Origin of the sequence: Acidithiobacillus sp. IBUN Pt1247-S3, assembly GCF_041146875.1 — a bacterium.
In the GTDB taxonomy this organism is placed as follows: domain Bacteria; phylum Pseudomonadota; class Gammaproteobacteria; order Acidithiobacillales; family Acidithiobacillaceae; genus Igneacidithiobacillus.
Map to the genome: position 1 here is coordinate 168946 of NZ_JBFRXP010000001.1, position 21425 is coordinate 190370.

Here is a 21425-nt window from a genome sequence, read left to right on the forward strand (position 1 = left end):
CTCATGTTCTTATCACCGACCCTGAACACCCTGCGGCAGTTACACCTTGAGGCTATGGCCGATGCCCTCGACGAGCAAACCCGGCTGCCGCAATACCAGGAGCTCTCCTTCGAAGAACGCCTCGGCCTGCTCCTCGACCGCGAACTCTGTGCCCGGGATCAACGCCGCCTGACGCGGTTGTTGAAACTTGCCCACCTCAAGCACGATGCCTGCGCCGAGGATATCGACTACCGCAGTTCTCGGGGACTGGATCGATCGCGCATCGCCGCCCTGATCCAGAATACTTGGATACGACAGGGGCAGAACCTCCTCCTCACCGGGGCCACCGGAACCGGCAAGACCTGGCTTGCTTGTGCCTTCGGTCATCAAGCCTGTCGGCAGGGCTTAAGTGTGCGCTACCTGCGCTTGCCACGCCTGCTGGAAGATCTGCGTATCCGTCACGGTGACGGGAGCTTCGGCCGCTATCTGAACACCCTGGCCAAGGTCGATCTCTTACTGCTCGACGATTGGGGCCTCGCCCCCATGAGTGGGGAAGATGCTCGTGATCTGTTGGAAATCATCGATGATCGCGTCGGCCAGCGCGCCACCTTGATCACCAGTCAGCTGCCCGTGTCCCACTGGCACGAATATCTCGGCGAGCCCACCGTCGCCGATGCCGTCCTCGACCGTCTCCTGCAAAGTGCACACCGGCTGGAGCTCAAGGGAGAGTCTTTGCGCCGTCACCGTGACCGTCACGAAAACCAGCCATCCGAATCGTCGTAACTATTACACCATTTACACGGTAACGGTAACTTACACCCCTGGGCGCCACGACCACCCAAATTTGACCCATCGTGGGCACTCAGGCGTACAATATCACCGGCTAGAAAGTTCGCTCTTCGGGGGGTGCCCACGATCAGCAGAATGACCGCCCACGATCAACAGAATGCGCAGCCAGTCGCGCACATCGTTATAGGTGGAACGATAGTCCTGAATTTTTCGCTCGGTGGGGAGCGTGATGGCTTCCAGTGCAGTCAGATCTTCATCACTCAGGTAGTGCTTGGCCTTGAACGCCTCTACCGCTGCAGCGTCGTCCATATCGAGAGCTTGCAAGGCTTTCAGGCTGGCAAATTCGTCATAGTTTTGCAGGATGTTTTCCACGCGCAAATATTCGCCAAACAGCTTGGCGAAGGCTTTTTTATCCGTTTCTTTTTCAATCGTGGCGGGGTCGGGAAAGCGTGTTTCCAGCTCGCGCACCACCTCCACAAAGCCGCGCCGCGCTTCACCGGTGGCCGCATCGGTAAAGCCTTCCATGTACTCCTGGTAGCTCTTCTCCAGCACCACGTTCTTGGTGTTTTTGTCACCGAACAGAGTGATGGCGTCGATGGTTGCCTGCTCCAGATCGCGGAAGGTGACGATGTTGCCGAAGGTTTTGGTGGCGTCAAAAATGCGGTTGGTGCGCGAGTAGGCCTGCATCAGCCCGTGGTAACGCAGATTCTTGTCCACGAACAAGGTGTTCAGCGTGGGCGCATCAAAGCCGGTCAGGAACATGCCGACCACAATCAGCAGGTCGATTTCCTTGGCTTTGACCTGCTTGGCCAGATCGCGGTAATAGTTCTGGAAGCCATTGCTGTCCACGCTGAAGTTGGTTTTGAACAGCGCGTTGTAGTCCGTGATGGCCGCGCTCAAAAACTCTTTGGCGCTGCTGTTCATGGCCGACACATCAAAACTTTCGTCCTGAATGTCGCCGACAGCCTCCTGCTCTTCGTTGGCGGCGAACGAGAAAATGGTGGCCACCCTCAGCGGCTTGTCGCTGCCCTTCTGCAGTTCCCGGAAAGACTCGTAATACAGCTTGGCGGCATCCACGCTGCTGACCGCAAACATGGCGTTGAACCCTTTGTTGCCCGCGTGCAGGCGATGGGTTTTCTGCCGGAAGTTGTTCAGGATGTATTGGGTGATCTCGCGGATGCGGTCGGGGTGCAACAAAGCCTGCCTGTTCTCCGCCGCGCTCAGTTTTTTCTCATCCTGCTCCGTCTCGATGGCCTTGAACTGCGGGCGCACATCGTTGTAATCCACCTTGAACTTCAGCACTTTTTCATCGCGAATGGCATCGGTAATCACATACGAATGCAGCTCGCGGCCAAACACGCTAGCCGTGGTGTCCGCGCCCAGCGCGTTCTCGGGGAAGATCGGCGTGCCGGTAAAGCCAAACTGGTAGAACTTCTTGAACTTCTTCTTCAGGTTCTTCTGCGCCTCGCCAAACTGGCTGCGGTGGCACTCATCAAAAATGAACACGACCTGCTTGCCGTAGATCGGCAAGTCGGCTTCGCCCTTCATCAGGTTGTTGAGCTTCTGGATGGTGGTGACGACGATCTTGTTGTCGTCCTTCTCCATATTGCGCTTCAGGCCCGCGGTGCTGTCTGAACCATTCACGCTGTCCGGTGAAAAGCGCTGGTATTCCTTCATGGTCTGGTAGTCCAGATCCTTGCGGTCCACCACGAAGAACACCTTGTCGATAAAGTCCAGTTCGGTGGCCAGCCGCGCCGCCTTGAAACTGGTCAGCGTCTTGCCCGAGCCGGTGGTGTGCCAGATGAAGCCACCACTTTCCGTAGCACTCCAGTTCTTGGCCTGGTATGCGCTATTGAGCTTCCACAGAATGCGCTCCGTGGCGGCAATCTGGTACGGGCGCATCACCAGCAGCGTGTTGCTGATGTCAAACACCGAGTAGTGCAACAGCACACTGAGCAGGGTGTGCTTCTGGAAGAACGTAGCCGTGAAGTCCTTCAGGTCTTTGATTAGGCTGTTGTCCGCCTTCGCCCAGTTCATGGTGAAGTCGAAGCTGTGCTTGTTGCGCTGCGTGGTGTTGGCGAAGTAGCGGCTATCGGTGCCGTTGGAGATCACGAATAGCTGCAAATACTTGAACAAAGAATGCTCGCTGTTGAAGCTTTCCTTGCTGTAACGGTGGACCTGGTTAAAGGCCTCGCGAATCGCCACCCCGCGCTTTTTCAACTCCACCTGCACCAGCGGCAGGCCATTGACCAATATCGTCACGTCATAACGATTGGCGTGGCTGCCCGTTTGCTCAAACTGCTTGATCACCTGCACCTTGTTGCGGGCGATGTTTTTCTTGTCCAGCAGGGTGATGTTCTGGATGCGCCCGTCGTCGAAGACAAAGTCGTGGATATAGTCATCGTGAATCTTGCGGGTTTTATCGACGATGCCATCACTGGGCTTATCGAGAAAATTCTCGACGAAACGCAGCCACTCGCCATCAAGAAACTGCACCGCATTGAGCGTTTGCAGCTGCACACGCACATTGGCGAGCAAGGCATCCGGCGTGTTTAGGCTGGGAAGGTATTCATAACCCTGATTTTGCAAATCCTGAATGAATTCTCGCTCCAGGTCGTATTCGCTCTGATAGCTTTCGCTGACCTTCCATTCCTGGGTGTATTTATCGAGAACGATGAAGTTATTGGATTCGGCGATAGTTTTGTAGTCAGTCACGAGCGAACCTCCCAGTGTCCGGTTTTATCCGAGCCTATTCGTTGCAGCTTGCCTGCTTGTTGTAACTGGGCCATAGCGCGGCCAATGGTGCGCAAGTCTTTGCCGATGGCATCGGCCAGTTGCTGCCTTGTCAGCGCGGGGTTGGCTGAGAGCAGCGCCACAATGGCGTCGGGGGTTTTAAGCCCACGCACGTCTACAATCTGATTTGCAGGGGCGTTTGCAAGGGCGCTTACAGGGGCGTTTTGTGCCAGCGTCTGGGCAATCACCGCTAACATGAAGTGAATAAATGGCGTGCTATCGGCTTGCTGGTCGGCCTGCTCCAGCGCTTCATAGTACTGCGGCTGGTTATCTTTGATCACGCTTTCCAGCGGCAGGGACAGAAACAACGGGTGCCATTTAGACAAAATTAATGTTTGCCACAAGCGCCCCATGCGGCCATTGCCATCGCTGAAAGGGTGGATAAACTCAAACTCATAATGAAACACGCTGCTGCTTATCAGCGGATGGTCTTTTGCCTGTTGCAGCCAATCCGCCAAATTGGCCATCAAGCCCGAGACCTGGTGTGCCGGTGGCGCGACATGATGCACCACGCCCGCCTTATGAATACCCACCGCTTTACTGCGAAACTCGCCTGCGTTGACCAAAATATCCGCCATCATCAAAGCGTGGGCGGAGAGTAAATGCTCAAGGTTGGCGGGTTGATAATCCGGCAGCGCCTCATACGCGGCAATCGCGCCTGTTACCTCGGCCAGCTCGCGCACACTGCCCATTACCGGCTTGCCATCCACAATCGCGGTAATCTGTTCCTCGGTTAAGGTATTGCCCTCAATCGCCAGCGTACCGGTAATGGTTTTGATGCGGTTTTGCTTGCGCAACTGCGGCGAAGCATTTAACGCACTGGCATTGAGCCTAGCGACCTGCTCGCTAATGTCAGCGACAAGATTGAGTATGTCGGCGGTAATCGTAAAGGGCGGTTTGTAGCTCATGCTATGCAGCCATCTCTTCCGGTTTTGGGAAACTCAGCAGCAAATCACGGTAATAAGCATACTGCCTCTGCCGCAACTCAATCTCACGCGGCAAACCTTCGGTAATGGAATGGGTGAGCGCGTCGAACTTGTCGAGAATAGCGACGATGCGTTCCTGTTCTGGAAGTGGTGGTATCGGAACACGGATTTTTGAAAACCCTTTAATCAACAGCGTGTTGACTTTGGTTCGGGCGACATATTTTGCTTTCTCGTCAATGAATGAAGCTGTTTGCATGCAATAGGAAACGAACTTCGGATTCATCGAATGACGGAAGGCATAGCAGTGGTCGTGAATTGCCACTTTTTCGTTTCCAATCCATGCCACAGCCTTACCAACATCCTCAACAGTTTCACCGACATCGGTTATTACAACGTCGCCTGGTTCGGCATAGCGTAATGAGGTAGCCATTTCAGAGCGAACTTGTGATAGCGCATGTGAGGTTGAAATTCCGTATCGTGTGTAAATTTCACCGTAGTGGATAACGCTGATTCCATCCTCCACATAATCAGCCTTGGTAAAGCGCTTTCCGCGAATAAATTCGCCAACCTCCCCCAGCGCCTTCCACTCCACTTCCCCGTCATCAAAACTCAACAACTGGTCGCGGTAGTAGTTGTATTGTTTTTTGCGGGCGGTCAGCTCGGCGGTCAGCTCGGTGAAGGTGTCCAGTATGCGGACGATTTCGGCCTGGATTGCCAGCGATTTTTTGGGGTTGTCTGGGCAGGGGATGGGGATTAATCTTTTCTCAATTGAGCCTTTACCGACATGCATCATTGTTGAGCCGGTGCCGTGTTCTTCTTTGAGAGCTTTGGTATCCCACTCCAACAAATAGTAAAGAAACTTTTTGTGAATCAAATCCGCATTAGGAACCACCTTCCAAATGTGGTAGTGATAAATGACTTTATCTCCGCCCCAGATTCGCGGGCCAAATGATGCAGACCATGCATATAGGAGATCGCCCTTATCGCAGTATTTATCTTCGTCAAGTTCCAGACTTGAGTAATACCAATTGTCGTTTGTGAAGAAGTTGTCAACTCTTAAAACGGGGTACTTTCCTTGGCTTAGTAACTCTGGCTGCTTATAAGCTCTGCCATTTATAAAGCGACAAACTTCCCCCAGCGCCTTCCACTCCACCTCAACCCCATCCAGCAGCTTTTCCAAAAAATTCACGCTACTCATGCCTACAGCTCCTCTGTCTTGAATTCGCTATAGCCCTCAAAGTAATAGCTGACATCAATACCCTTCATGAACAGGGTACGGTTGTTAATCTGGTCGGTGAGGGCTTGCTTTAGTAATACTTTAATTTCCAGGTCTTTCACTGTGCTGCGCTGCATGGCGGACAGGTATTCTTCTTTGTCGACGCGGTTCCAATCCACCACCTGCCGGGTTTCTATTTTCAGCATTACATCCAGCCAGATGCGCGTGGCGCGGCCATTGCCTTCACGAAAGGGGTGGGCAACATTCATCTCGACATATTTTTCGATGATTTCGTCAAAGGTGCTTTGCGGCATGGCGTCGATATGTTTCAGCGAGGCTTCCAGATACATCACTGGGGCAAAACGAAAATCGCTTTTGGCGATATTGACCTCCCGGATTTGTCCAGCGAATCCATAAATTTCTTCAAACAAATAGGCGTGGATAAAGGAGAGGCCAGCGAATTTCCCCACGGCGACATGGTGAATGTCGCCGGAGTCAAAAAGCCGCTTGGCCTTTTTTTTGCTGATTTTTTCTTCGGTTTTGACCAATGCGATCTGATCGGTGATGCCCAATTTGTTTTCCAGAATCATGCATCCCCTCCCTCAATCTCCGCCACGATGGCATCAATGTCTTGACGCAACTGGTCAATTCTGGCGACGGAGGTTTTCAGTTCGGCATTGAGCTTTGCAATGTCCACCACTTCGCGGGTGTCGCGGGCTTCGACGTAACTGCTGACCGACAGGTTGTAGTCGTTGGCGGCGACCTTCTCAAAGGCAATGGACTGGGCAAAGTGCTCGATATGGGCCTTGCTGTCGAACACGGCCATGATCTCTTTGATGTGCGCTTCCAGCAGCACGTTGTTGTTGGTTTCTTTCTTGAACAAGCCGCTGGCGTCGATGAACTGGGTGCTGGTGTCGGTTTTGTGTTTGGACAGCACCAGTATATTCACGGCGATGGTGGTGCCGAAAAACAGGTTGGGGGCGAGTGAGATCACGCTTTCGACATAGTTGTTGTCCACCAGATACTGGCGAATTTTCTGTTCGGCACCGCCGCGATAAAAGATGCCGGGGAAGCAGACGATGGCGGCGCGGCCCTTGCTGGAGAGGTAACTCAGCGCGTGCAGCACAAAGGCAAAATCGGCCTTGGATTTGGGCGCGAGCACGCCAGCGGGGGCAAAGCGGTCGTCGTTGATGAGGGTGGGGTCGTCTGAGCCGATCCACTTCACCGAGTACGGCGGATTGGAGACGATGGCATCGAAGGGCTTGTCGTCGCCAAAATGCGGGTCGATCAGCGTATTGCCGAGCTGGACGTTGAACTTGTCGTAGTTGATGTTGTGCAAGAACATGTTCATCCGCGCCAGGTTGTAGGTGGTGTGGTTGATTTCTTGCCCGAAAAAACCGTCCTCAATGATGTGCGCATCGAAGTGTTTTTTGGCTTGTAGCAGCAGCGAGCCGGAGCCGCAGGCGGGGTCGTAAATCTTGTTGACGCCGGTCTGCTTGTGCATGGCGAGCTGGGCGATGAGCTTGGAGACATGCTGCGGGGTGAAAAACTCGCCGCCGGATTTACCCGCATTGGCGGCGTAGTTGGAGATGAGGAATTCGTAGGCATCGCCAAACAGGTCGATGTTGCTGCCTTCAAAGTCGGCAAAGTTCAGCTCGGCCACGCCCTTGAGCACGGCGGCCAGGCGGATGTTTTTATCCTTCACCGTGTTACCCAGGCGGTTGCTGGTGGTGTCGAAATCGGCAAACAGGCCTTTGATGTCGCGCTCGGAGGCATAGCCGTTGGCGGAGGCTTCAATGGCGGCAAAGATGGCAGCCAGATCGGTGTTCAGGCTTTCGTTGGTACTGGCGCTGGCAGCCACCTTGGAAAACACCTGGCTGGGGTAGATGAAATAACCTTTGGTTTTGATGGCGTCGTCTTTGATGTCAGGGGTGATGACGCTGTCGGACAGTTCGGCATAGCGGATGCTGTCGTCACCGCCCGCGATGTAGGCCGCAAAGTTTTCGCTAATGAAGCGGTAGAACAGGGTGCCGAGCACGTATTGCTTGAAGTCCCAGCCATCGACAGCGCCGCGTACATCGTTGGCGATTTGCCAAATACGGCGTTGCAGTTCGGCGCGTTGTTGAATGCTGGTCATGGTTGCTTTCCTGTCGAATCATTCATCTTGTCTTCATCCGCGCCCCCTGCGCGCACCCAGTCATCCACCTCGGACAGTTGAAACTTCCACAGCCGCCCAACACGGTGTGCGGGCAGGCTCTTGCGCTCGCGCCAGCGGTAAACGGTGTCCTTAGCCACGCCCAGGTGCTGGGCGACATCCTCGGCGGTAACCCATGGTTCGGTAGCCATGGCATTGGCGCTCGGTTGGTGCATTTCAAAGTCGGTAAAGATCGTTGAAAGTCTACCGGATGGGCGCACTGCCGACCACTCTGGGTGCGGCACATCAATCTCTCTGACCATACTCACGCCACGCGGAGATTTCGGGCAAGAAAAAAAAGGGCCCGGAGATTATCCGAGCCCTGGTGTGTGGTGGAGGCGACGGGAATTGAACCCGCGTCCGTTAGATCGCCACCTTCCATTCCCGCAGCTGGCCAACGGTCTGCGTCAGCCCCTGCTTGAGCAGCGTGTCCAGGTACTCGTCGACCGTCTTGGGCGGGTTCTTCAGTGACCGGCGATGGTTGGCAGCTGCCTCGCATACTCGAGCCGCGTGCAGATCCAGCAGATCGAAGATGAAGTCGTCCGGATGCTGGGCAGCCAAGTTGTAGCGTTTGAGCTGCTCCGGCGGGAAATCCTTCAGGTTGAAGGTCACGATCAGGCTAGCTCCGCCGTGAATGGCAGCGGCCACTACATGACGGTCGTCGGCATCCGGCAATTCGACGGCCGGGATCAGGTGCTCGAAGCCGGTGACCAGGCTGTCGCGGACGTGGGCGTTCATCAGCGACCGCGTCCGCTCCAGGTCTTCGGCCTTCAGGTCTGGTCGCTGCTTCAGGACGTTACGCGTCCACTCGTCGTGGATCATGTCCGTCCAGCGCGCCCGGTACAGATCGGTCAGTGCCAGGCGCATCAGGAAGTCGCGCAGCGGGGCCGGGTAGAGCACGCACGCGTCGTAGATGACGGTGAAGTTCGAGCTCATTCATTCGTACCCCATCTTGAGCGCCTGGCCTTGCTCGGCCAGGGCATCGAGGGCCTTGCTGCGCTCCACATCGATGCGCTCCTTGTACGCAATCACATCCTGGTAGCGGACACGACGGTGTGTGCCGATCTTGTGGAACGGGATCTCGCCGCGCTCCAGCAACTGCACGAGGAAGGGGCGCGAGATGTTGAGCACGTCCGCCGCGTCCTGAGTCGTCAGTTCGGCGTGGATCGGGATGATGCTGACCGCGTTGCCTTCACCGATTTCGGTCAGGACGTCCACGAGCAGGCGCAGCGCCGACACCGGAACGCGAACCGGGTGGGCCGCACCCTTGTCGTCGAGGATCTCGATCTGCTGGGTTTCCGCACGGGTCTGCAGGTAGGCCGACAGCGCCCGTCCGCTCTCGCGGGCGATGGCAACTTCTTCGGCCGTCGGCAACGGATGGGTGGGAGAGAGAGTGGTTATGGCAGCCTCCTGGAAGCTTCAAACAGCGTCATGGGGGCAGCATAAACGAAACAAACGAAAATTCGCAATATCCGAAACGGGATGGCCTTGCTGGGCCGCAACCAAAAGTACACCCATTTACACTGGTGTGGTACCACCACACCGTGGACATGGTCGCGCACAGTCGATTGCGCGAAACGCCTTCGGCGAACGGGTCGACCTGCCAGGCCCAATTTCGGAGAGCGAGGTCGGAGCGAGGAATGGCCGGGAGCCCCCAACAACACGCGGGAATTGGCGCAAACAGACAAGAAAAAGCCCCAACTGATAACAGTTGGGGCTTCAGTATTGGTGGAGGCGGCGGGAATTGAACCCGCGTCCGCAAGACCTAGACCACCGGATCTACATGCGTAGTTTGTCTATTGGGTTTTAACCCGGAGCGACTCCGACAAACAGGATGCGCTCCCAGCGATTCGGCTTTGTTTTAGAACTGGACCCACCGACCAGATCCAGCGCGATTCCGTGTTTCATGACCCTCCGCATGCCTTTCGGCTCCGGGTCCACGAACAAACCCGGGCAGAGGGCTCACTGCTTAAGCAGCGAGGGCGTAATTGCTGTCGTTGGCAATTATGAATCTGCGACCAGTTTTAAGAGCAAATCGCAGCTCTGCATGCACCGAAGGCTTCGCGACCTGCGTCGAAGCCGGTCGCCCCCTTACTGTGCGTTAGACTATACGCGCAGCCTGAAAGTTTCGAAAGAGGCCGCAAGCTTGTCGCCTTACGCAGGCTTATCCAGTAGGTGACGAAGTTTGTAGAGTAACTCCAACGCGGCACGTGGGCTACAGTCCTCGGGATCAATTTCTGCAAGGGCACGCAGGGCAGGGTGGGGTGCCTCGGCAAAGAGGGAGAGTTGCTGGGTCGGAGTTTGTTCTGGCAACGGATTGGAGCGTGCTGGATCTTCCAGGCTGTACAAGCGTTCCCGTGCGCTGGCCAGCACGTGATTGGGCAAGCCGGCCAGGCGGGCGACGGCCAGCCCAAAGCTTTGGGTAGCCGGACCTTCTTCAATTTGGTGGAGAAAGGTGACTTGATCATGGCCCGCCAGGGCATCCAGGTGGACGTTGGCGAGCAGCGGGTGTTGCATCTCGGTAAGTTCAAAATAGTGGGTGGCGAAGAGCGTATAGCTGCCTTTGCGCAGCAGCTCCTCGGCTGTAGCCCAGGCAATGGCTAGACCGTCGTAGGTGGCGGTGCCGCGGCCGATTTCATCGAGAATCACCAGACTCTGGGCAGTAGCTAGGTGCAATATCTCCGCAGTCTCTTGCATCTCCACCATAAAGGTCGAGCGCCCGCCCGCAAGGTCGTCGGCGGCGCCGATGCGCGTGAAAATCTGGTCTACCGGGCCGAGCAGCGCCGATTGGGCCGGCACCCAGCAGCCAATATGCGCAAGCAAGACGATCAGCGCCACCTGTCGCATGTAGGTGGATTTACCCCCCATGTTGGGACCGGTAATCAGCAGCATACGCCGCTCGTCGTGCAGCCGGAGATTGTTGGGGACGAAGTGGGCACCGAGCTCGGCTTCGACGATGGGATGTCTACCAGACTGAATCTCGAGCACGGCGTCGTGACTGAATCTCGGTGCAGTCCAGCGCAAGGCCTGGGCACGCTCGGCGAAATTGGCGAGCAGGTCCCACTCAGCGATCTCTGCAAGCAGCTCCTGCAAGCCGGCAATGTCTTGCGCTAGCTTGCGCAACAACTCGGTGTACAGCGCTTTCTCGCGCGCCAGGGCGCGACTTTCGGCGGACAAAACCCGGTCTTCAATTTCCTTTAGGGTGACGTTGCTGTAGCGCTCGGCACTTTTGGTACTTTGTCGGCGGTGGTAGTCGTCCGGTATTGGGCCGTCATAGCTGCGCGGGATTTCGATGAAATAGCCATGCACGCGATTGAACTGCACCCGCAGTTGCGGGATACCGCTGCGTTCGCGCTCGGCAGCCTCTAGCGCCGCCAATTCGTTGCCGACATTTTGCTCGGCGTGACGCAGGGAGCCGAGTTCCACGTCATATTCATCGCGTAGAAAGCCGCCATCGCGTTGACTGAGGGGCAGATCATCCAGCAGGGCGCGCTCCAGTAATATCCGCAATTGCGCAAAGTCTTCTGTTGCCTGGCTGGAAGATTCCGAATTCTCTGGCTCCTCCACCGTGTAAATCGCTGCCCGAATCTCCGGTAAGCGTTGCAGAAAATTTCGTAGCTGCCCAAGATCACGCGGGCTAGCCCGTTCCAGGGCAATGCGGGTGAGCACCCGCTCGACATCGGCAAGGCCGTGCAGGGCTTGCTGAATGCCACGATAGCGTGCGTCTTCGATCAGCGTGGTAGTCCGCCGATGGCGGGCGAGTAATTTTTCTCCCTGGCGTAAAGGGCGTAAAAGCCAACGGCGCAACAGACGTGCGCCCATGGGAGTTTGGCAGTGTTGCAGTAGGCTCCAGAGACTTGGTCCATCGTTGTCGCGGCCTGCCAAAATCTCTAGCGAACGCAGGGCACTGGCGTTGATCCCCAGGGTCTCTGTGGGACGCTCGGGGGTAATGCGTTGCACTTGAGCCAGGGATGTTTTGAGGCGTGACTCGGCATAGTCGAGCACGGCGGCAGCAGCACGCAGCCCAAGGGGATGCTCGGCAACACCAAAACTACCCAGGTGATTGCCAAAATAGCGTTGCAAGACCCTCTCGCTACTGCCGGGCAGGAATGCCTTTGCGCTAATTTTTTGGAACTGACCCGAAAGCAGAGCACCGGGAATCTCTTGCGCTTCGGGCAGCAAGATTTCCGCCGGCTGCAATTGCCGCAGACGGTCGCCTAATGCGGCGACGGAGCTAAAGTCCTGCACGCGCAGATCGCCGCTGGCGACAGATAGTAGGGCCAATCCCCAGCTATCCTGGCTGCCAGGGCACAAGGCAGCAAGCAACGATTCCCGCTCCGGTTCCAGCAAGCTGGTATCCACCAAGGTACCCGGAGTAAGCACACGGCTGATAGAGCGTTCCACTGGCCCCTTGGCGAGCGCGGGATCGCCTACCTGCTCGGCGATGGCCACCTTGAGGCCGGTACGCACCAGGCGAGCTAGGTAACCGTCGACGCTGTGGATCGGTACGCCAGCCATTGGGATGGGCTCGCCAGCACTCTGCCCACGAGTGGTAAGGGCAATACCCAGCAGTTCGGCGACATGTCTGGCATCGTCATAAAAAAGCTCGTAAAAGTCGCCCATGCGAAAAAATAGCAGGGCGTCGGGGTTCTCGGCCTTGAGCGCCAGATACTGGCGCATGACTGGGGTATGGGCAGAATCGTCTTTCAAATTCGTCGTCGTGTGGATAGATACGAAAAAATGCCCCGAAGCCGCAGCATCGGGGCGTTGTTGTGTGTTACCGCGTTAACTTCGACTGGTGCCGCCAAAGATCTCGAGTAAAGCCATAAAGAGGTTGATGATGTCGAGGTACAGACCGACGACGAGCAGCACTGGCTCCTGGATGCCACCCTGCACCATGCGCTGGGTATCGAAGATGATCAGACCACTAAAGACGATAACGATTACCCCGGCAATCGCCAACTGCAGGGCCGGCATGTGCAGCAGGAACATGTTCAGTAGCGACACCAGAATGGCGAGGATTAGCCCTGTCATCAGGAAGCCACCGATGTTGCTGAAATTTCGCTTGGTAGTCATCGCATAGGCAGAAAGGCCGACGAACATCACCGCCGTGGTACCCAGCGCAGTGGCAATGATTGATGGGCCGTCGGGCATGCGCAGATACATGGCAATGCCGGGCCCCATCATCATCCCCATGCCTGCGGCAAAGGCAAAAACCAATGGCACAGCGAAGGGGCTACGGTGTGCGCCAGTGTATTGCACGGCAAAGAGCAGGATGAAAGAACCAATCATCAACAAGATAGGGTGCTGATAGGCAAAGGGCGAGCTCATCCCATAGATGGAAGCAACGGCCGATACACCCAGGGTGGCCGCGAGTAAGGCGTAAGTCTTGGCCATGAGGCTGCCACGACTGAGGGCGGGCGCCTGATTCCCATAGGGATTCATGCCGTCAGGAAACTGATAGGGCTTTTGGTCGTAGTTCATCAATATACTCCTGAAAAATACCGCTCTCTCCATGTTGTGGGCATCTGAAGGAAAAAACAAGTGCCCAACTTTTCATACGCTTGGATTATGAAGCCTGGCGGAAGGTTCCGTATAGGCTTCGACCATATGAATTTTCGCGAGGGAACGCACCGCCTATACTAGGGCGACAAACTAGCCTGGGAGTGCCCCTGTGGTAGATGACGAAGTTTCCCGTTTGCGGATGGACGAATTGCGTGCGTGTCTGCACGCCGCTAATCAGGCTTACTATCAGGATGATGCCCCCTTTCTGAGTGATGCCGAGTACGACAGTTTTCTGCGCGAACTTGGTGCATTGGAGGAGCAGTACCCGCAATGGCGAAGCCCGGATTCCCCCACCCAGCGGGTGGGCGCCACCCCCATCTCTTCTTTTGCCAATACTGAATACCGTATTCCTATGTTGTCACTCGATAACGTTTTTGATGCTGGTGGTTTTGCCGACTGGTGGACGCGTCTGCAAAAGAGCCTGGGAGAGGAGCAGCAGATCGTGCTCAGCGCCGAACCGAAGTTTGACGGGCTTTCCCTCAATTTGCGCTATGAAGACGGCGAATTGGTGCAAGCTGGTACCCGTGGTGACGGCGTGCATGGTGAAGACGTGACCCATAATGTGCGCACCATTCGCAATCTGCCCTTGCGTTTGCAGGGGGAGGGCTGGCCCGCATTGCTGGAGGTTCGCGGTGAGGCGGTGATCCCGACGGCGGCGTTTGCGCGCCTTAATCAAGAGCGGGAAGAAGCTGGACAAGCGCCTTTTGCCAACCCGCGCAATGCTGCGGCTGGCAGTCTCCGTCAGCTTGACTCGCGTATTACCGCACGCCGACCCCTGGCGTTTTTCCCCTGGGGATGGGGTGAGGCTAATCAGAGCCTCGGCAATAGCCACCTTGGCGTGCTGCAACGTCTGCACGACTGGGGGTTTCCCCTGCTGACGGATTTGTTGCGCCCGGTAGATAGCCTGCAAGCGGCAGAGGAATACCAGCAAGAGATGGCCGCCCGGCGCGAGCAGTTGGCCTTTGAGATCGATGGGCTGGTTTTTAAGCTTGATGATCTCGCTGCGCGCGAACGCTTGGGCTTTACCGCGCGCGCGCCGCGCTGGGCTATTGCCTATAAATTCCCGGCACATGAAGAAACGACCGTGTTACGCGATATTCTCGCCTCGGTGGGCCGCACTGGGGTGGTTACGCCCGTGGCGGTGCTGGAACCGGTGCGGGTGGCCGGCGTTGTCGTCAGTCGGGCGTCTTTACATAACCTGGATGAAGTACGGCGCAAGGACATACGCATTGGCGATACGGTGCTTATTCGCCGTGCTGGCGACGTGATCCCCGAACTGGTGCAAGTTTTAGTCGAACGTCGGCCGGCGGAGGCGGCAGAGTGGCAAATGCCGACGCAATGTCCGGTTTGCGGTTCCGAGGTGCTACGTTTGGGCGATGAAGTCGCCTATCGCTGTACCGGCGGGCTTTTTTGCCCCGCCCAACGGGTGGGTGCACTCCTGCATTTTGTCGCGCGCAAGGCCATGGATATTCAGGGTCTAGGCGAGAAACTGGCGCAGCAGTTGGTCGATTCCGGGTTGGTCCAGAGTGTGGCTGATCTCTATCGCTTGGATAGGGAAACGCTCACGCAGATGGAGCGCATGGGGCGCCGTTCGGCGGAAAATTTGCTGGCGCAACTGGTAGCATCCAAGGATACGACGATGCCGCGCTTTCTCTATGCCCTGGGTATTCCGCAGGTAGGCGAAACGACGGCCAAGGCTCTCGCCGAACATTTTGTCGACCTCACCGCCCTGATGGCTGCCGATGAAGAAGCATTGCAACAGGTACCGGACGTTGGGCCAATTGTTGCCCAAGCCGTGGCGCATTTTTTTGCGCAGGCGCACAACCAGGAAGTCATCCGCGATTTGCTGGCCGCCGCTATCCACTGGCCGCAGCCTGTGCCAAAGAAAGCGGGAATTTGGTCGGGCAAACAATTTGTTCTTACCGGAACATTACAAAACTGGACTCGCGACGAAGCCAAGGCAGAAATCGAGAAACGCGGCGGCAAGGTCATGTCGTCGGTTTCCAAAAAGACAGACTATTTGTTGCTGGGCGAAAATCCTGGTAGTAAGTTGGCGCAGGCAGAAAAACTAGGGATTGCGGTGTTGGATGAGGAGATTTTTTCTGGGTTACTAACGCGAGATGGCTGATTAGAGATCTTCCATTTGGGTAATCATCAGGGCAAGTTCAATCAGTTTTTTCCCGTGATTCATTGCCAGCCGCCGCAAACGCTTGTACGCCTCGGCCTCATCGATCTGGAAGTCGCGCATGAGGATACCTTTGGCTTGCTCGATGATTTTGCGCTCATTGAGGGCGGTGCGGGTGCTGCTCAGCTCCTGACGCAGCTGGCGATACTCCGCATAGCGTAGGGCCGCCACCTTCAGAATGGGCGCAATGTCGCGCGCGGCAATACCATGTGCTACATACGCGGCCACGCCGGCGCGGATGGCACGGCGCATGGTGTCTTCGTCCTCGGGTGCGCCCAGCACCACCACCGGCAGCTCAAGAGTCTCGCTCAAAAAGACGATGTGTTCCAGAACGTCGCGCTCCGGGGAACTGGCATCGGCTATGATCACCTCGGCCCGGCATTCCTCTACCCGTTGCCAGGACAATGCCTTCCACGACAAAATGGCAGGGACGCTATGCCCCTCGACAATCAGCGCATCGCGCAGAATGGCTACACGTGCGTCATCGTCATCAATGAGAACGATACGGTACACGTCGATTAGGCCAGGAGACGTAACACAGCAGCATGCACAATTTCGGACTCACCTACCGGCGGGTCGACGACGATCGCACAAGCCGGCAGTTCCTTCAATAATTCCTCAACGATCCTGGGCACGTCATCGCGCAGATGACGACCACGGCTCCAAAACAGGGGGGTGATCTGAAAATTGCTTACCCCTCCTGCATAGGCCGTGCGAATCGCTTCCGGCAGACTCGGTGACCACATCTCCAGGTAGCAGAGGACGATGCTGCGCTCGGGATGAGCGGCCCCCAGATCTTCTGCGATCCATTCGAAGGGCTGGCGCCATTCGGGGTCACGCGATCCGTGGGCTAGGAGTAACTGCATCGGGCTTGTCATGGGCAACTGGCTTGCATCACCGGGCTGTTTTGTGGCGCTGTCGGTAACCAAGCGAGTATGTCTCCCAATTCCACCACCGCACCAATGATCAATATTGCGGGGCTACCGATACCCGTCTGGGCGATTGCCGCAGGCAAATCCTGTACGGTACTGCGTAGCTGGCGCTGCTCTAAGGTCGCCCATTGGATAGCGGCTGCGGGGGTGCTGGCAGACATGCCACCGGCCAGTAAGCCGGCACAAATCTGTTCGATCTGGGCTATGCCCATATAAATGACCAAGGTATCGGCTGCCCCGGCATAGCGCATCCAATCGATAGGTGCAGAGTTGCGCGCCTGTTGCCCGGTGCAGAACAGCACCGAGCGGCTCATCTGCCGATGGGTGAGAGGGATGCCCGCATAGGCGGCTGCGCCCATGCCGCTGGTGATTCCTGGGACGATTTCATAATCGATGCCAGCCGCGCGCAGGGCTAGACATTCCTCACTGCCGCGTCCAAAAAGGAAGGGATCACCCCCCTTCAGTCGGACTACCCGTAGCCCCCGCTGCGCTGCGCGAATCATCTGTTCGTGGATGCGTAATTGCGAGGTGGAGGGCTGGCCGCCACGTTTGCCCACGTCTATGCGTTGGCAACTGGCGGGCGCCAAAGACAGGATTTCTGGATTGGCCAGGGCATCATAAAAAATGACCTCTGCGGCATCCAGGCGTCGCGCCGCACGCAGGGTCAGCAGATCAGGATCGCCGGGGCCGGCGCCTACCAGGGAAACCAGGGGAGCAGAGAGGCGGGTAATCATGATGACTTTCCTTTAGGCAGCAATGCGCGAGAAGGAGTGCCGCAAGAGTGCGCGGGCACGGGCAAGGTCAGGACAGCGACCGCTGAGGCACAGCAAAGCAGCGGCCTGCTCGGCAATGGGCAGGGGAAGGGCGCGCTGACCATTGAGCACAGCGACAGTAAATTCGCTGGTGGCGGCGATAGTGTTTTCCGGTAACTCCGGCAGTTGTGCCAGCGGCGTACTGTCTTTGGCCAGCAATAACTCTGCGCGGCCCTGGGTACACTGAAAGAGATCGGGACGACGTTGTGGGTTGGCGAACGGCTCCCCCTCGGTCGCGCGAAAGCACAGCGCCGCGATGTCGTTGTGCACAAAGAATTCCTGTAGTCGTTGTAAATAGGGCGGATGGGTAACGGCCGCACAGACGATGGCTTCTTGCAGCGCAAAGGGGTGCAATACTTTCAGCAAGGTATGGACACTGGAGCGAATTCCCATGACACCACGCAGGGCAAAGATGCGCGCCAATCCCGGTTGCCAGGCAGATAACGGCAGGTAGACCAAGCCTTGCATCTGTAACAGCGTCTCCGCTTGTGCAAGGCTCGCTGCTGTTGCTAGACCCAATTGTTCCAGAACCTGTGCACTATGCACGCGGTCTTCCGGCGAGTGGTCTGGCGAGGGCGACGCGGGGAGAGCATCCAGGTCTGGTCCATGCACAAGCACGGGAACCCCACAACGGGTAAGGGTCAGCGCTAACAATGGCAAGAGGTTGGCGCGGCGCCGCGTGCCGTTGTAGCTGGCAAAAACCACGGGCCGCACACGACTGTGCCGTGCCATGGGTGTCATGTGCGCGCGAGCAGCTTGGTGAAAGCCTTCCAATTCCGCGAGGCTCTCGCCCTTGATGCGATAGGCCACCCAGAAGGCTCCGGCATAGAGTTCTGGCAATTCGCCAGCCAGCCAGGCGGAAAAGAGTTCTTTCGCCTCGTCCTGATGCAGATCTTCGGCATGCTCACGACCGCGGGCGACGCGGCTAAGGTAATGGCTCCACGGCTTCATGATGCCTCCGCAAATCGGTGTTGGAGTAGTTGTTGAATTTCTGGCTTGCAAGAGCCACATTCTGTTCCCGCGCCACAGGCCTGCATGATCCCTTCCAGGGAGCTCGCGCCATTGGCGATGGCGTGCAAAATAGTCTTTTCATCGACTCCCTTGCAGGCACAAATGCCGCGCGAGCGTTCCCAGGACGCCAGATTGGCGGGTACGCGTGGTGCCAGCAGGGCCAAGCGGAAGGGCTCAACTTCTGTGCCATCCAGGACTAACTGGCGCAGCCAGTCCAGGGTCTGCAGGCCACCCCAGAGGCGCAATGCGTTTAAGCGTCCGTCATGAATACGCAGGCGCTTGCTGAAGCCATTGCGTGGGTCTTCGTAGAGCAAGGTATCCGCTCCAAGCAGGGAAAGTGCTGCGTCCCAACGCTGGGCCACGCTGGGGTCCGGCGCCTGTTTGGCTGCTACGCGCAAAAGCGTGGCGGGGTGTTGTGCGGACACCAGCGGGGTGATGCTGGCATAGGCAAAGTCCTGCGCCAGTTCGCGCAATAACCGGCTTGCCTCTCCTGCGCTATCCTCCAGCAGCACGGCGGCCTCCCAGGGTAATGCAATCGCGTGGATGCGTACCGCCGCGTGTTTGAATTCCGGTTCGCCGGAATAGGGATCGATTGCCGGCAGGGTCACCGTGTTACATAGGGCCGCTGGGGCATGGCGCCGGCCAAAATGCATGGGCGCAAAGAGCAGGCCGCGTTGCAACGTGTCATCGATGCGCGTGCGGTATATGGATGCGCCGCGCCGGCTTTCAACCCGTATCAATTCCCCGTCTTCTACCGAAAATTGCCGGGCATCCCGCGGGTGAATGTGTAGGAAGGCCTCTTCGGCACTGGCAAAAAGGCTCGCCGCACGGCCGGTACGCGCCATGCTGTGCCACTGGTCGCGCAGGCGCCCGGTGGTCAGGCGCAGGGGGTAACGGGCGTCGATTTCCTCTGCCACCCCAACGTGGGCAGGGGCATGGAATTGGGCACGACCACTGGAGGTAGGGAATACGCCGTCGGCATAGAGCCGCTTCTGTCCAGTTTTTGCCCCGGCAGGAAAGGGCCATTGCTGTGGACCCTGAGTGATGAGCGTGGCGAGTTGCAGACCGCTGATGTCGAGATCGCGCCCGACGGTACAGCGTTGATATTCCGCATAGATACTCGCGGTATCAGCAAACGAAAACATCCGCGCCGCGCGCCGTTGCCAAGAGACATCCCGTTGGTCGGGGAGGGCTACTTGCAGACGATCCAGGGCTGCGCCCAGGGCCTGGGCAAAGTCACAAAAAATCTGCCAGTCGGGGCGGGCACAGCCGGGTGCGGGAATGGCAGCTTGCAGATGGGAAACACGGCGCTCGGAATTGGTGACCAGGGCCTCGCGCTCGCCCCAACTGGCGGCGGGCAAAACCCAGTCGGCAAAGGGCATCGTCTCGCCATCCAGATAGCTCTCCTGCAAAACGACCTGTTCGGCATTGTGTAACGCGCGCTCTATCTGCTGGCGATCGGGCAGGGACAGCACCGGATTGGTGCAGGTGATCCAGATCGCCGCCAGGTCGCCACGCTCCAGGGCCTGGTACATGGGTACAGCGGTAAGCCCCGGTTGGGGATACAGGGCATCAATGCCCCAGATGTCAGCAATATCCGCGCGGTGCTCGGCATTGGCCACCTCACGATGGCCGGGTAGCAGGGCAGGCATGCCGCCGGTTTCGCGCCCGCCCATGGCATTGGGCTGGCCGGTAAGGCTGAAAGGACCGGCACCCGGACGGCCAATTTGCCCAGTGGCCAAGTGCAGGTTAATCAGGGTTACGTTGTTGTCCGTGCCATGTGCCGACTGGTTCAAGCCTTGGCACCACAGCGACAGGACGCTGGGCGAGGAAGCGAACATTTCCGCTGCCTGTTGCAAATCCGCTTCGGCGATCTGGCAGATCTCTGCCACGCGCTGGGGGGTATATTCCTGCACCCGCTGTTTCAGTTCCTGCCAACCCTGGGTGTGCTGCTGAATAAATTCGGCATCCAGCCGGTCATTCCAAATCAAGAGATGCAAGATGCCATGAAAGAGTGCGACATCTGTACCGGGCAGGATGGGCAAAAAGAGGTCGGCAATACTGGCGGTGGCCGTGCGCCGGGGATCGACGACGATGATGCGCAAGTCGGGGCGTTTGGCCCTAGCCGCTTCGATGCGGCGAAAAATAATGGGGTGGGCATAGGCGACATTCGCGCCCACGATGAACAGGCAGTCGGTCAACTCCAGGTCTTCGTAGCTACAGGGCACCGAGTCCATGCCCAGGCTGCGTTTGTAGCCGGTTACGGCCGAGGCCATGCACAGACGGGAATTGGTGTCGATATGATTGGTGCCGAGGAAGCCCTTGGCCAGCTTGTTGGCAACATAATAGTCTTCGGTAGGTAATTGTCCCGATACATAAAATGCCAGGGCCTGCGGCCCGCGATCGCGGTAGATTTCCGCCCAGCGCGTAGCAATCTGCCCCAGGCTTTGGTCCCAGCTGGCCTCTAGCCAATCATCATCTGCTACTCGGTGCAGCGGCACCACGGCGCGCCCCGGACCATGTACCGTCTGTGCCAGCGTCATGCCTTTGCTGCACAATTGGCCAAAATTGGCGGGGTGCTCCGGGTCGCCGCGCACCCCCAGAATCTGCTTGCCATCGTGCTCGATCAGCACGCCACAGCCGGTGCCGCAGTAGGGGCAGACCGACCTGCTCAGCCGGGTTGCTGTACCCGCGTTCACGGCTGCGTCTCCGGCAGTCCCAACCAGATTTCCTCGCCCTCGGTTTTGAGGGGAAAGGTCTTCACGCAGCCTTGGTCCGGCGCTAATGCCTCGCCGCTTTCCAGATCGATCTGCCAGTTGTGCAGCGGGCAGAACACGGTCTTGCCGGACACAAAACCTTCCGAGAGAGGGCCACCGCGATGTGGACAGCGATTACGCACTGCAAACAGCTCGCCCTCTTCGTTGCAGAGTACGGCGATTTCACCCGCCGGCGTCTCTACATAACGGCCACCACCCAAGGGCACTTCGCTCAGCTTACCCAAAGGAAACCATTCCATTTTTCGT

The 21425-nt window shown here is 57.4% G+C and carries 18 protein-coding genes and 1 other RNA gene; 2 read left to right on the plus strand and 17 right to left on the minus strand.

The genetic code is table 11. The features are described 5' to 3' along the window. Nucleotides 1-3 precede the first annotated feature (3 nt). Nucleotides 4-762 carry an IS21-like element helper ATPase IstB gene (gene istB / locus AB4090_RS00935; protein ID WP_369571975.1) on the plus strand — a complete coding sequence of 253 codons (759 nt, stop codon included), beginning with the start codon at nucleotides 4-6 and terminating at the stop codon, nucleotides 760-762. Between the two features lie 93 nt (nucleotides 763-855). Here the strand turns inward: istB and AB4090_RS00940 are convergent, their stop codons facing one another. The 11 genes from AB4090_RS00940 to AB4090_RS00990 form a co-directional block, all read right to left on the minus strand. Further along, nucleotides 856-3483: an HsdR family type I site-specific deoxyribonuclease gene (locus AB4090_RS00940; RefSeq protein WP_369571976.1), complete on the minus strand. Its 2628-nt coding sequence runs from the start codon at nucleotides 3481-3483 to the stop codon at nucleotides 856-858. Then, nucleotides 3480-4469: a Fic family protein gene (locus AB4090_RS00945; RefSeq protein WP_369571977.1), complete on the minus strand. Its 990-nt coding sequence runs from the start codon at nucleotides 4467-4469 to the stop codon at nucleotides 3480-3482. The genes AB4090_RS00940 and AB4090_RS00945 overlap by 4 nt, the downstream gene beginning before the upstream one ends. Before the next feature lies 1 nt (nucleotide 4470). Beyond that, on the minus strand, nucleotides 4471-5685 hold the full coding sequence (locus AB4090_RS00950; protein WP_369571978.1) for a restriction endonuclease subunit S: 1215 nt from the start codon (nucleotides 5683-5685) through the stop codon (nucleotides 4471-4473). Nucleotides 5686-5687: 2 nt separating this feature from the next. Continuing rightward, a complete protein-coding gene (gene fic, locus AB4090_RS00955) occupies nucleotides 5688-6293 on the minus strand; it encodes a protein adenylyltransferase Fic (protein ID WP_369571979.1) in 606 nt (201 codons plus the stop codon). Beyond that, nucleotides 6290-7840: a type I restriction-modification system subunit M gene (locus AB4090_RS00960; RefSeq protein ID WP_369571980.1), complete on the minus strand. Its 1551-nt coding sequence runs from the start codon at nucleotides 7838-7840 to the stop codon at nucleotides 6290-6292. The genes fic and AB4090_RS00960 overlap by 4 nt, the downstream gene beginning before the upstream one ends. After that, the gene (locus tag AB4090_RS00965; RefSeq protein ID WP_369572164.1) at nucleotides 7837-8049 is read right to left on the minus strand and encodes a helix-turn-helix domain-containing protein; all 213 of its coding nucleotides are present in this window, start codon (nucleotides 8047-8049) and stop codon (nucleotides 7837-7839) included. The genes AB4090_RS00960 and AB4090_RS00965 overlap by 4 nt, the downstream gene beginning before the upstream one ends. A gap of 211 nt (nucleotides 8050-8260) precedes the next feature. Then, a complete protein-coding gene (locus tag AB4090_RS00970; RefSeq protein WP_369571981.1) occupies nucleotides 8261-8833 on the minus strand; it encodes a PIN domain-containing protein in 573 nt (190 codons plus the stop codon). Next, the gene (locus AB4090_RS00975) at nucleotides 8834-9298 is read right to left on the minus strand and encodes a helix-turn-helix domain-containing protein (RefSeq protein WP_369572165.1); all 465 of its coding nucleotides are present in this window, start codon (nucleotides 9296-9298) and stop codon (nucleotides 8834-8836) included. Nucleotides 9299-9623: 325 nt separating this feature from the next. Beyond that, nucleotides 9624-9988, minus strand: a transfer-messenger RNA (tmRNA) gene (gene ssrA, locus AB4090_RS00980). A gap of 63 nt (nucleotides 9989-10051) precedes the next feature. After that, the gene (mutS, locus tag AB4090_RS00985; RefSeq protein WP_369571982.1) at nucleotides 10052-12607 is read right to left on the minus strand and encodes a DNA mismatch repair protein MutS; all 2556 of its coding nucleotides are present in this window, start codon (nucleotides 12605-12607) and stop codon (nucleotides 10052-10054) included. 75 nt (nucleotides 12608-12682) lie between these two features. Next, the gene (locus AB4090_RS00990; RefSeq protein ID WP_369571983.1) at nucleotides 12683-13381 is read right to left on the minus strand and encodes a Bax inhibitor-1 family protein; all 699 of its coding nucleotides are present in this window, start codon (nucleotides 13379-13381) and stop codon (nucleotides 12683-12685) included. Between the two features lie 220 nt (nucleotides 13382-13601). Here AB4090_RS00990 and ligA point away from each other — a divergent pair, with 220 nt between their 5' ends. Further along, a complete protein-coding gene (gene ligA, locus AB4090_RS00995) occupies nucleotides 13602-15590 on the plus strand; it encodes an NAD-dependent DNA ligase LigA (RefSeq protein ID WP_369572166.1) in 1989 nt (662 codons plus the stop codon). Here the strand turns inward: ligA and AB4090_RS01000 are convergent, their stop codons facing one another. The 6 genes from AB4090_RS01000 to nirD are packed head-to-tail and all read right to left on the minus strand — an operon-like array spanning nucleotide 15591 to nucleotide 21418. Then, nucleotides 15591-16160 carry an ANTAR domain-containing response regulator gene (locus AB4090_RS01000; RefSeq protein ID WP_369571984.1) on the minus strand — a complete coding sequence of 190 codons (570 nt, stop codon included), beginning with the start codon at nucleotides 16158-16160 and terminating at the stop codon, nucleotides 15591-15593. It abuts the gene before it with no gap. 5 nt (nucleotides 16161-16165) lie between these two features. After that, nucleotides 16166-16525, minus strand: a complete 360-nt coding sequence (locus AB4090_RS01005; RefSeq protein ID WP_369571985.1) for a sirohydrochlorin chelatase — start codon at nucleotides 16523-16525, stop codon at nucleotides 16166-16168. Then, nucleotides 16522-17313 carry a uroporphyrinogen-III C-methyltransferase gene (gene cobA / locus AB4090_RS01010; RefSeq protein WP_369571986.1) on the minus strand — a complete coding sequence of 264 codons (792 nt, stop codon included), beginning with the start codon at nucleotides 17311-17313 and terminating at the stop codon, nucleotides 16522-16524. The genes AB4090_RS01005 and cobA overlap by 4 nt, the downstream gene beginning before the upstream one ends. Before the next feature lie 12 nt (nucleotides 17314-17325). Then, nucleotides 17326-18342, minus strand: coding sequence for a DNA-binding protein YbiB (gene ybiB, locus AB4090_RS01015; RefSeq protein ID WP_369571987.1), 1017 nt, complete (start codon nucleotides 18340-18342; stop codon nucleotides 17326-17328). Continuing rightward, on the minus strand, nucleotides 18339-21101 hold the full coding sequence (locus AB4090_RS01020) for a molybdopterin-dependent oxidoreductase (protein WP_369571988.1): 2763 nt from the start codon (nucleotides 21099-21101) through the stop codon (nucleotides 18339-18341). The genes ybiB and AB4090_RS01020 overlap by 4 nt, the downstream gene beginning before the upstream one ends. Beyond that, on the minus strand, nucleotides 21098-21418 hold the full coding sequence (gene nirD, locus AB4090_RS01025) for a nitrite reductase small subunit NirD (protein WP_369571989.1): 321 nt from the start codon (nucleotides 21416-21418) through the stop codon (nucleotides 21098-21100). The genes AB4090_RS01020 and nirD overlap by 4 nt, the downstream gene beginning before the upstream one ends. Between the last annotated feature and the right edge of the window lie 7 nt (nucleotides 21419-21425).

Coding starts and splice junctions, on each gene's coding strand:
- istB (WP_369571975.1), top strand. CDS start 4: ATGTTCTTATCACCGACCCTGAACACCCTGCGGCAGTTACACCTTGAG.
- AB4090_RS00945 (WP_369571977.1), bottom strand. CDS start 4,469: ATGAGCTACAAACCGCCCTTTACGATTACCGCCGACATACTCAATCTT.
- AB4090_RS00950 (WP_369571978.1), bottom strand. CDS start 5,685: ATGAGTAGCGTGAATTTTTTGGAAAAGCTGCTGGATGGGGTTGAGGTG.
- fic (WP_369571979.1), bottom strand. CDS start 6,293: ATGATTCTGGAAAACAAATTGGGCATCACCGATCAGATCGCATTGGTC.
- AB4090_RS00960 (WP_369571980.1), bottom strand. CDS start 7,840: ATGACCAGCATTCAACAACGCGCCGAACTGCAACGCCGTATTTGGCAA.
- AB4090_RS00965 (WP_369572164.1), bottom strand. CDS start 8,049: ATGGCTACCGAACCATGGGTTACCGCCGAGGATGTCGCCCAGCACCTG.
- AB4090_RS00970 (WP_369571981.1), bottom strand. CDS start 8,833: ATGAGCTCGAACTTCACCGTCATCTACGACGCGTGCGTGCTCTACCCG.
- AB4090_RS00990 (WP_369571983.1), bottom strand. CDS start 13,381: ATGAACTACGACCAAAAGCCCTATCAGTTTCCTGACGGCATGAATCCC.
- ligA (WP_369572166.1), top strand. CDS start 13,602: ATGGACGAATTGCGTGCGTGTCTGCACGCCGCTAATCAGGCTTACTAT.
- AB4090_RS01005 (WP_369571985.1), bottom strand. CDS start 16,525: ATGACAAGCCCGATGCAGTTACTCCTAGCCCACGGATCGCGTGACCCC.
- cobA (WP_369571986.1), bottom strand. CDS start 17,313: ATGATTACCCGCCTCTCTGCTCCCCTGGTTTCCCTGGTAGGCGCCGGC.
- ybiB (WP_369571987.1), bottom strand. CDS start 18,342: ATGAAGCCGTGGAGCCATTACCTTAGCCGCGTCGCCCGCGGTCGTGAG.
- nirD (WP_369571989.1), bottom strand. CDS start 21,418: ATGGAATGGTTTCCTTTGGGTAAGCTGAGCGAAGTGCCCTTGGGTGGT.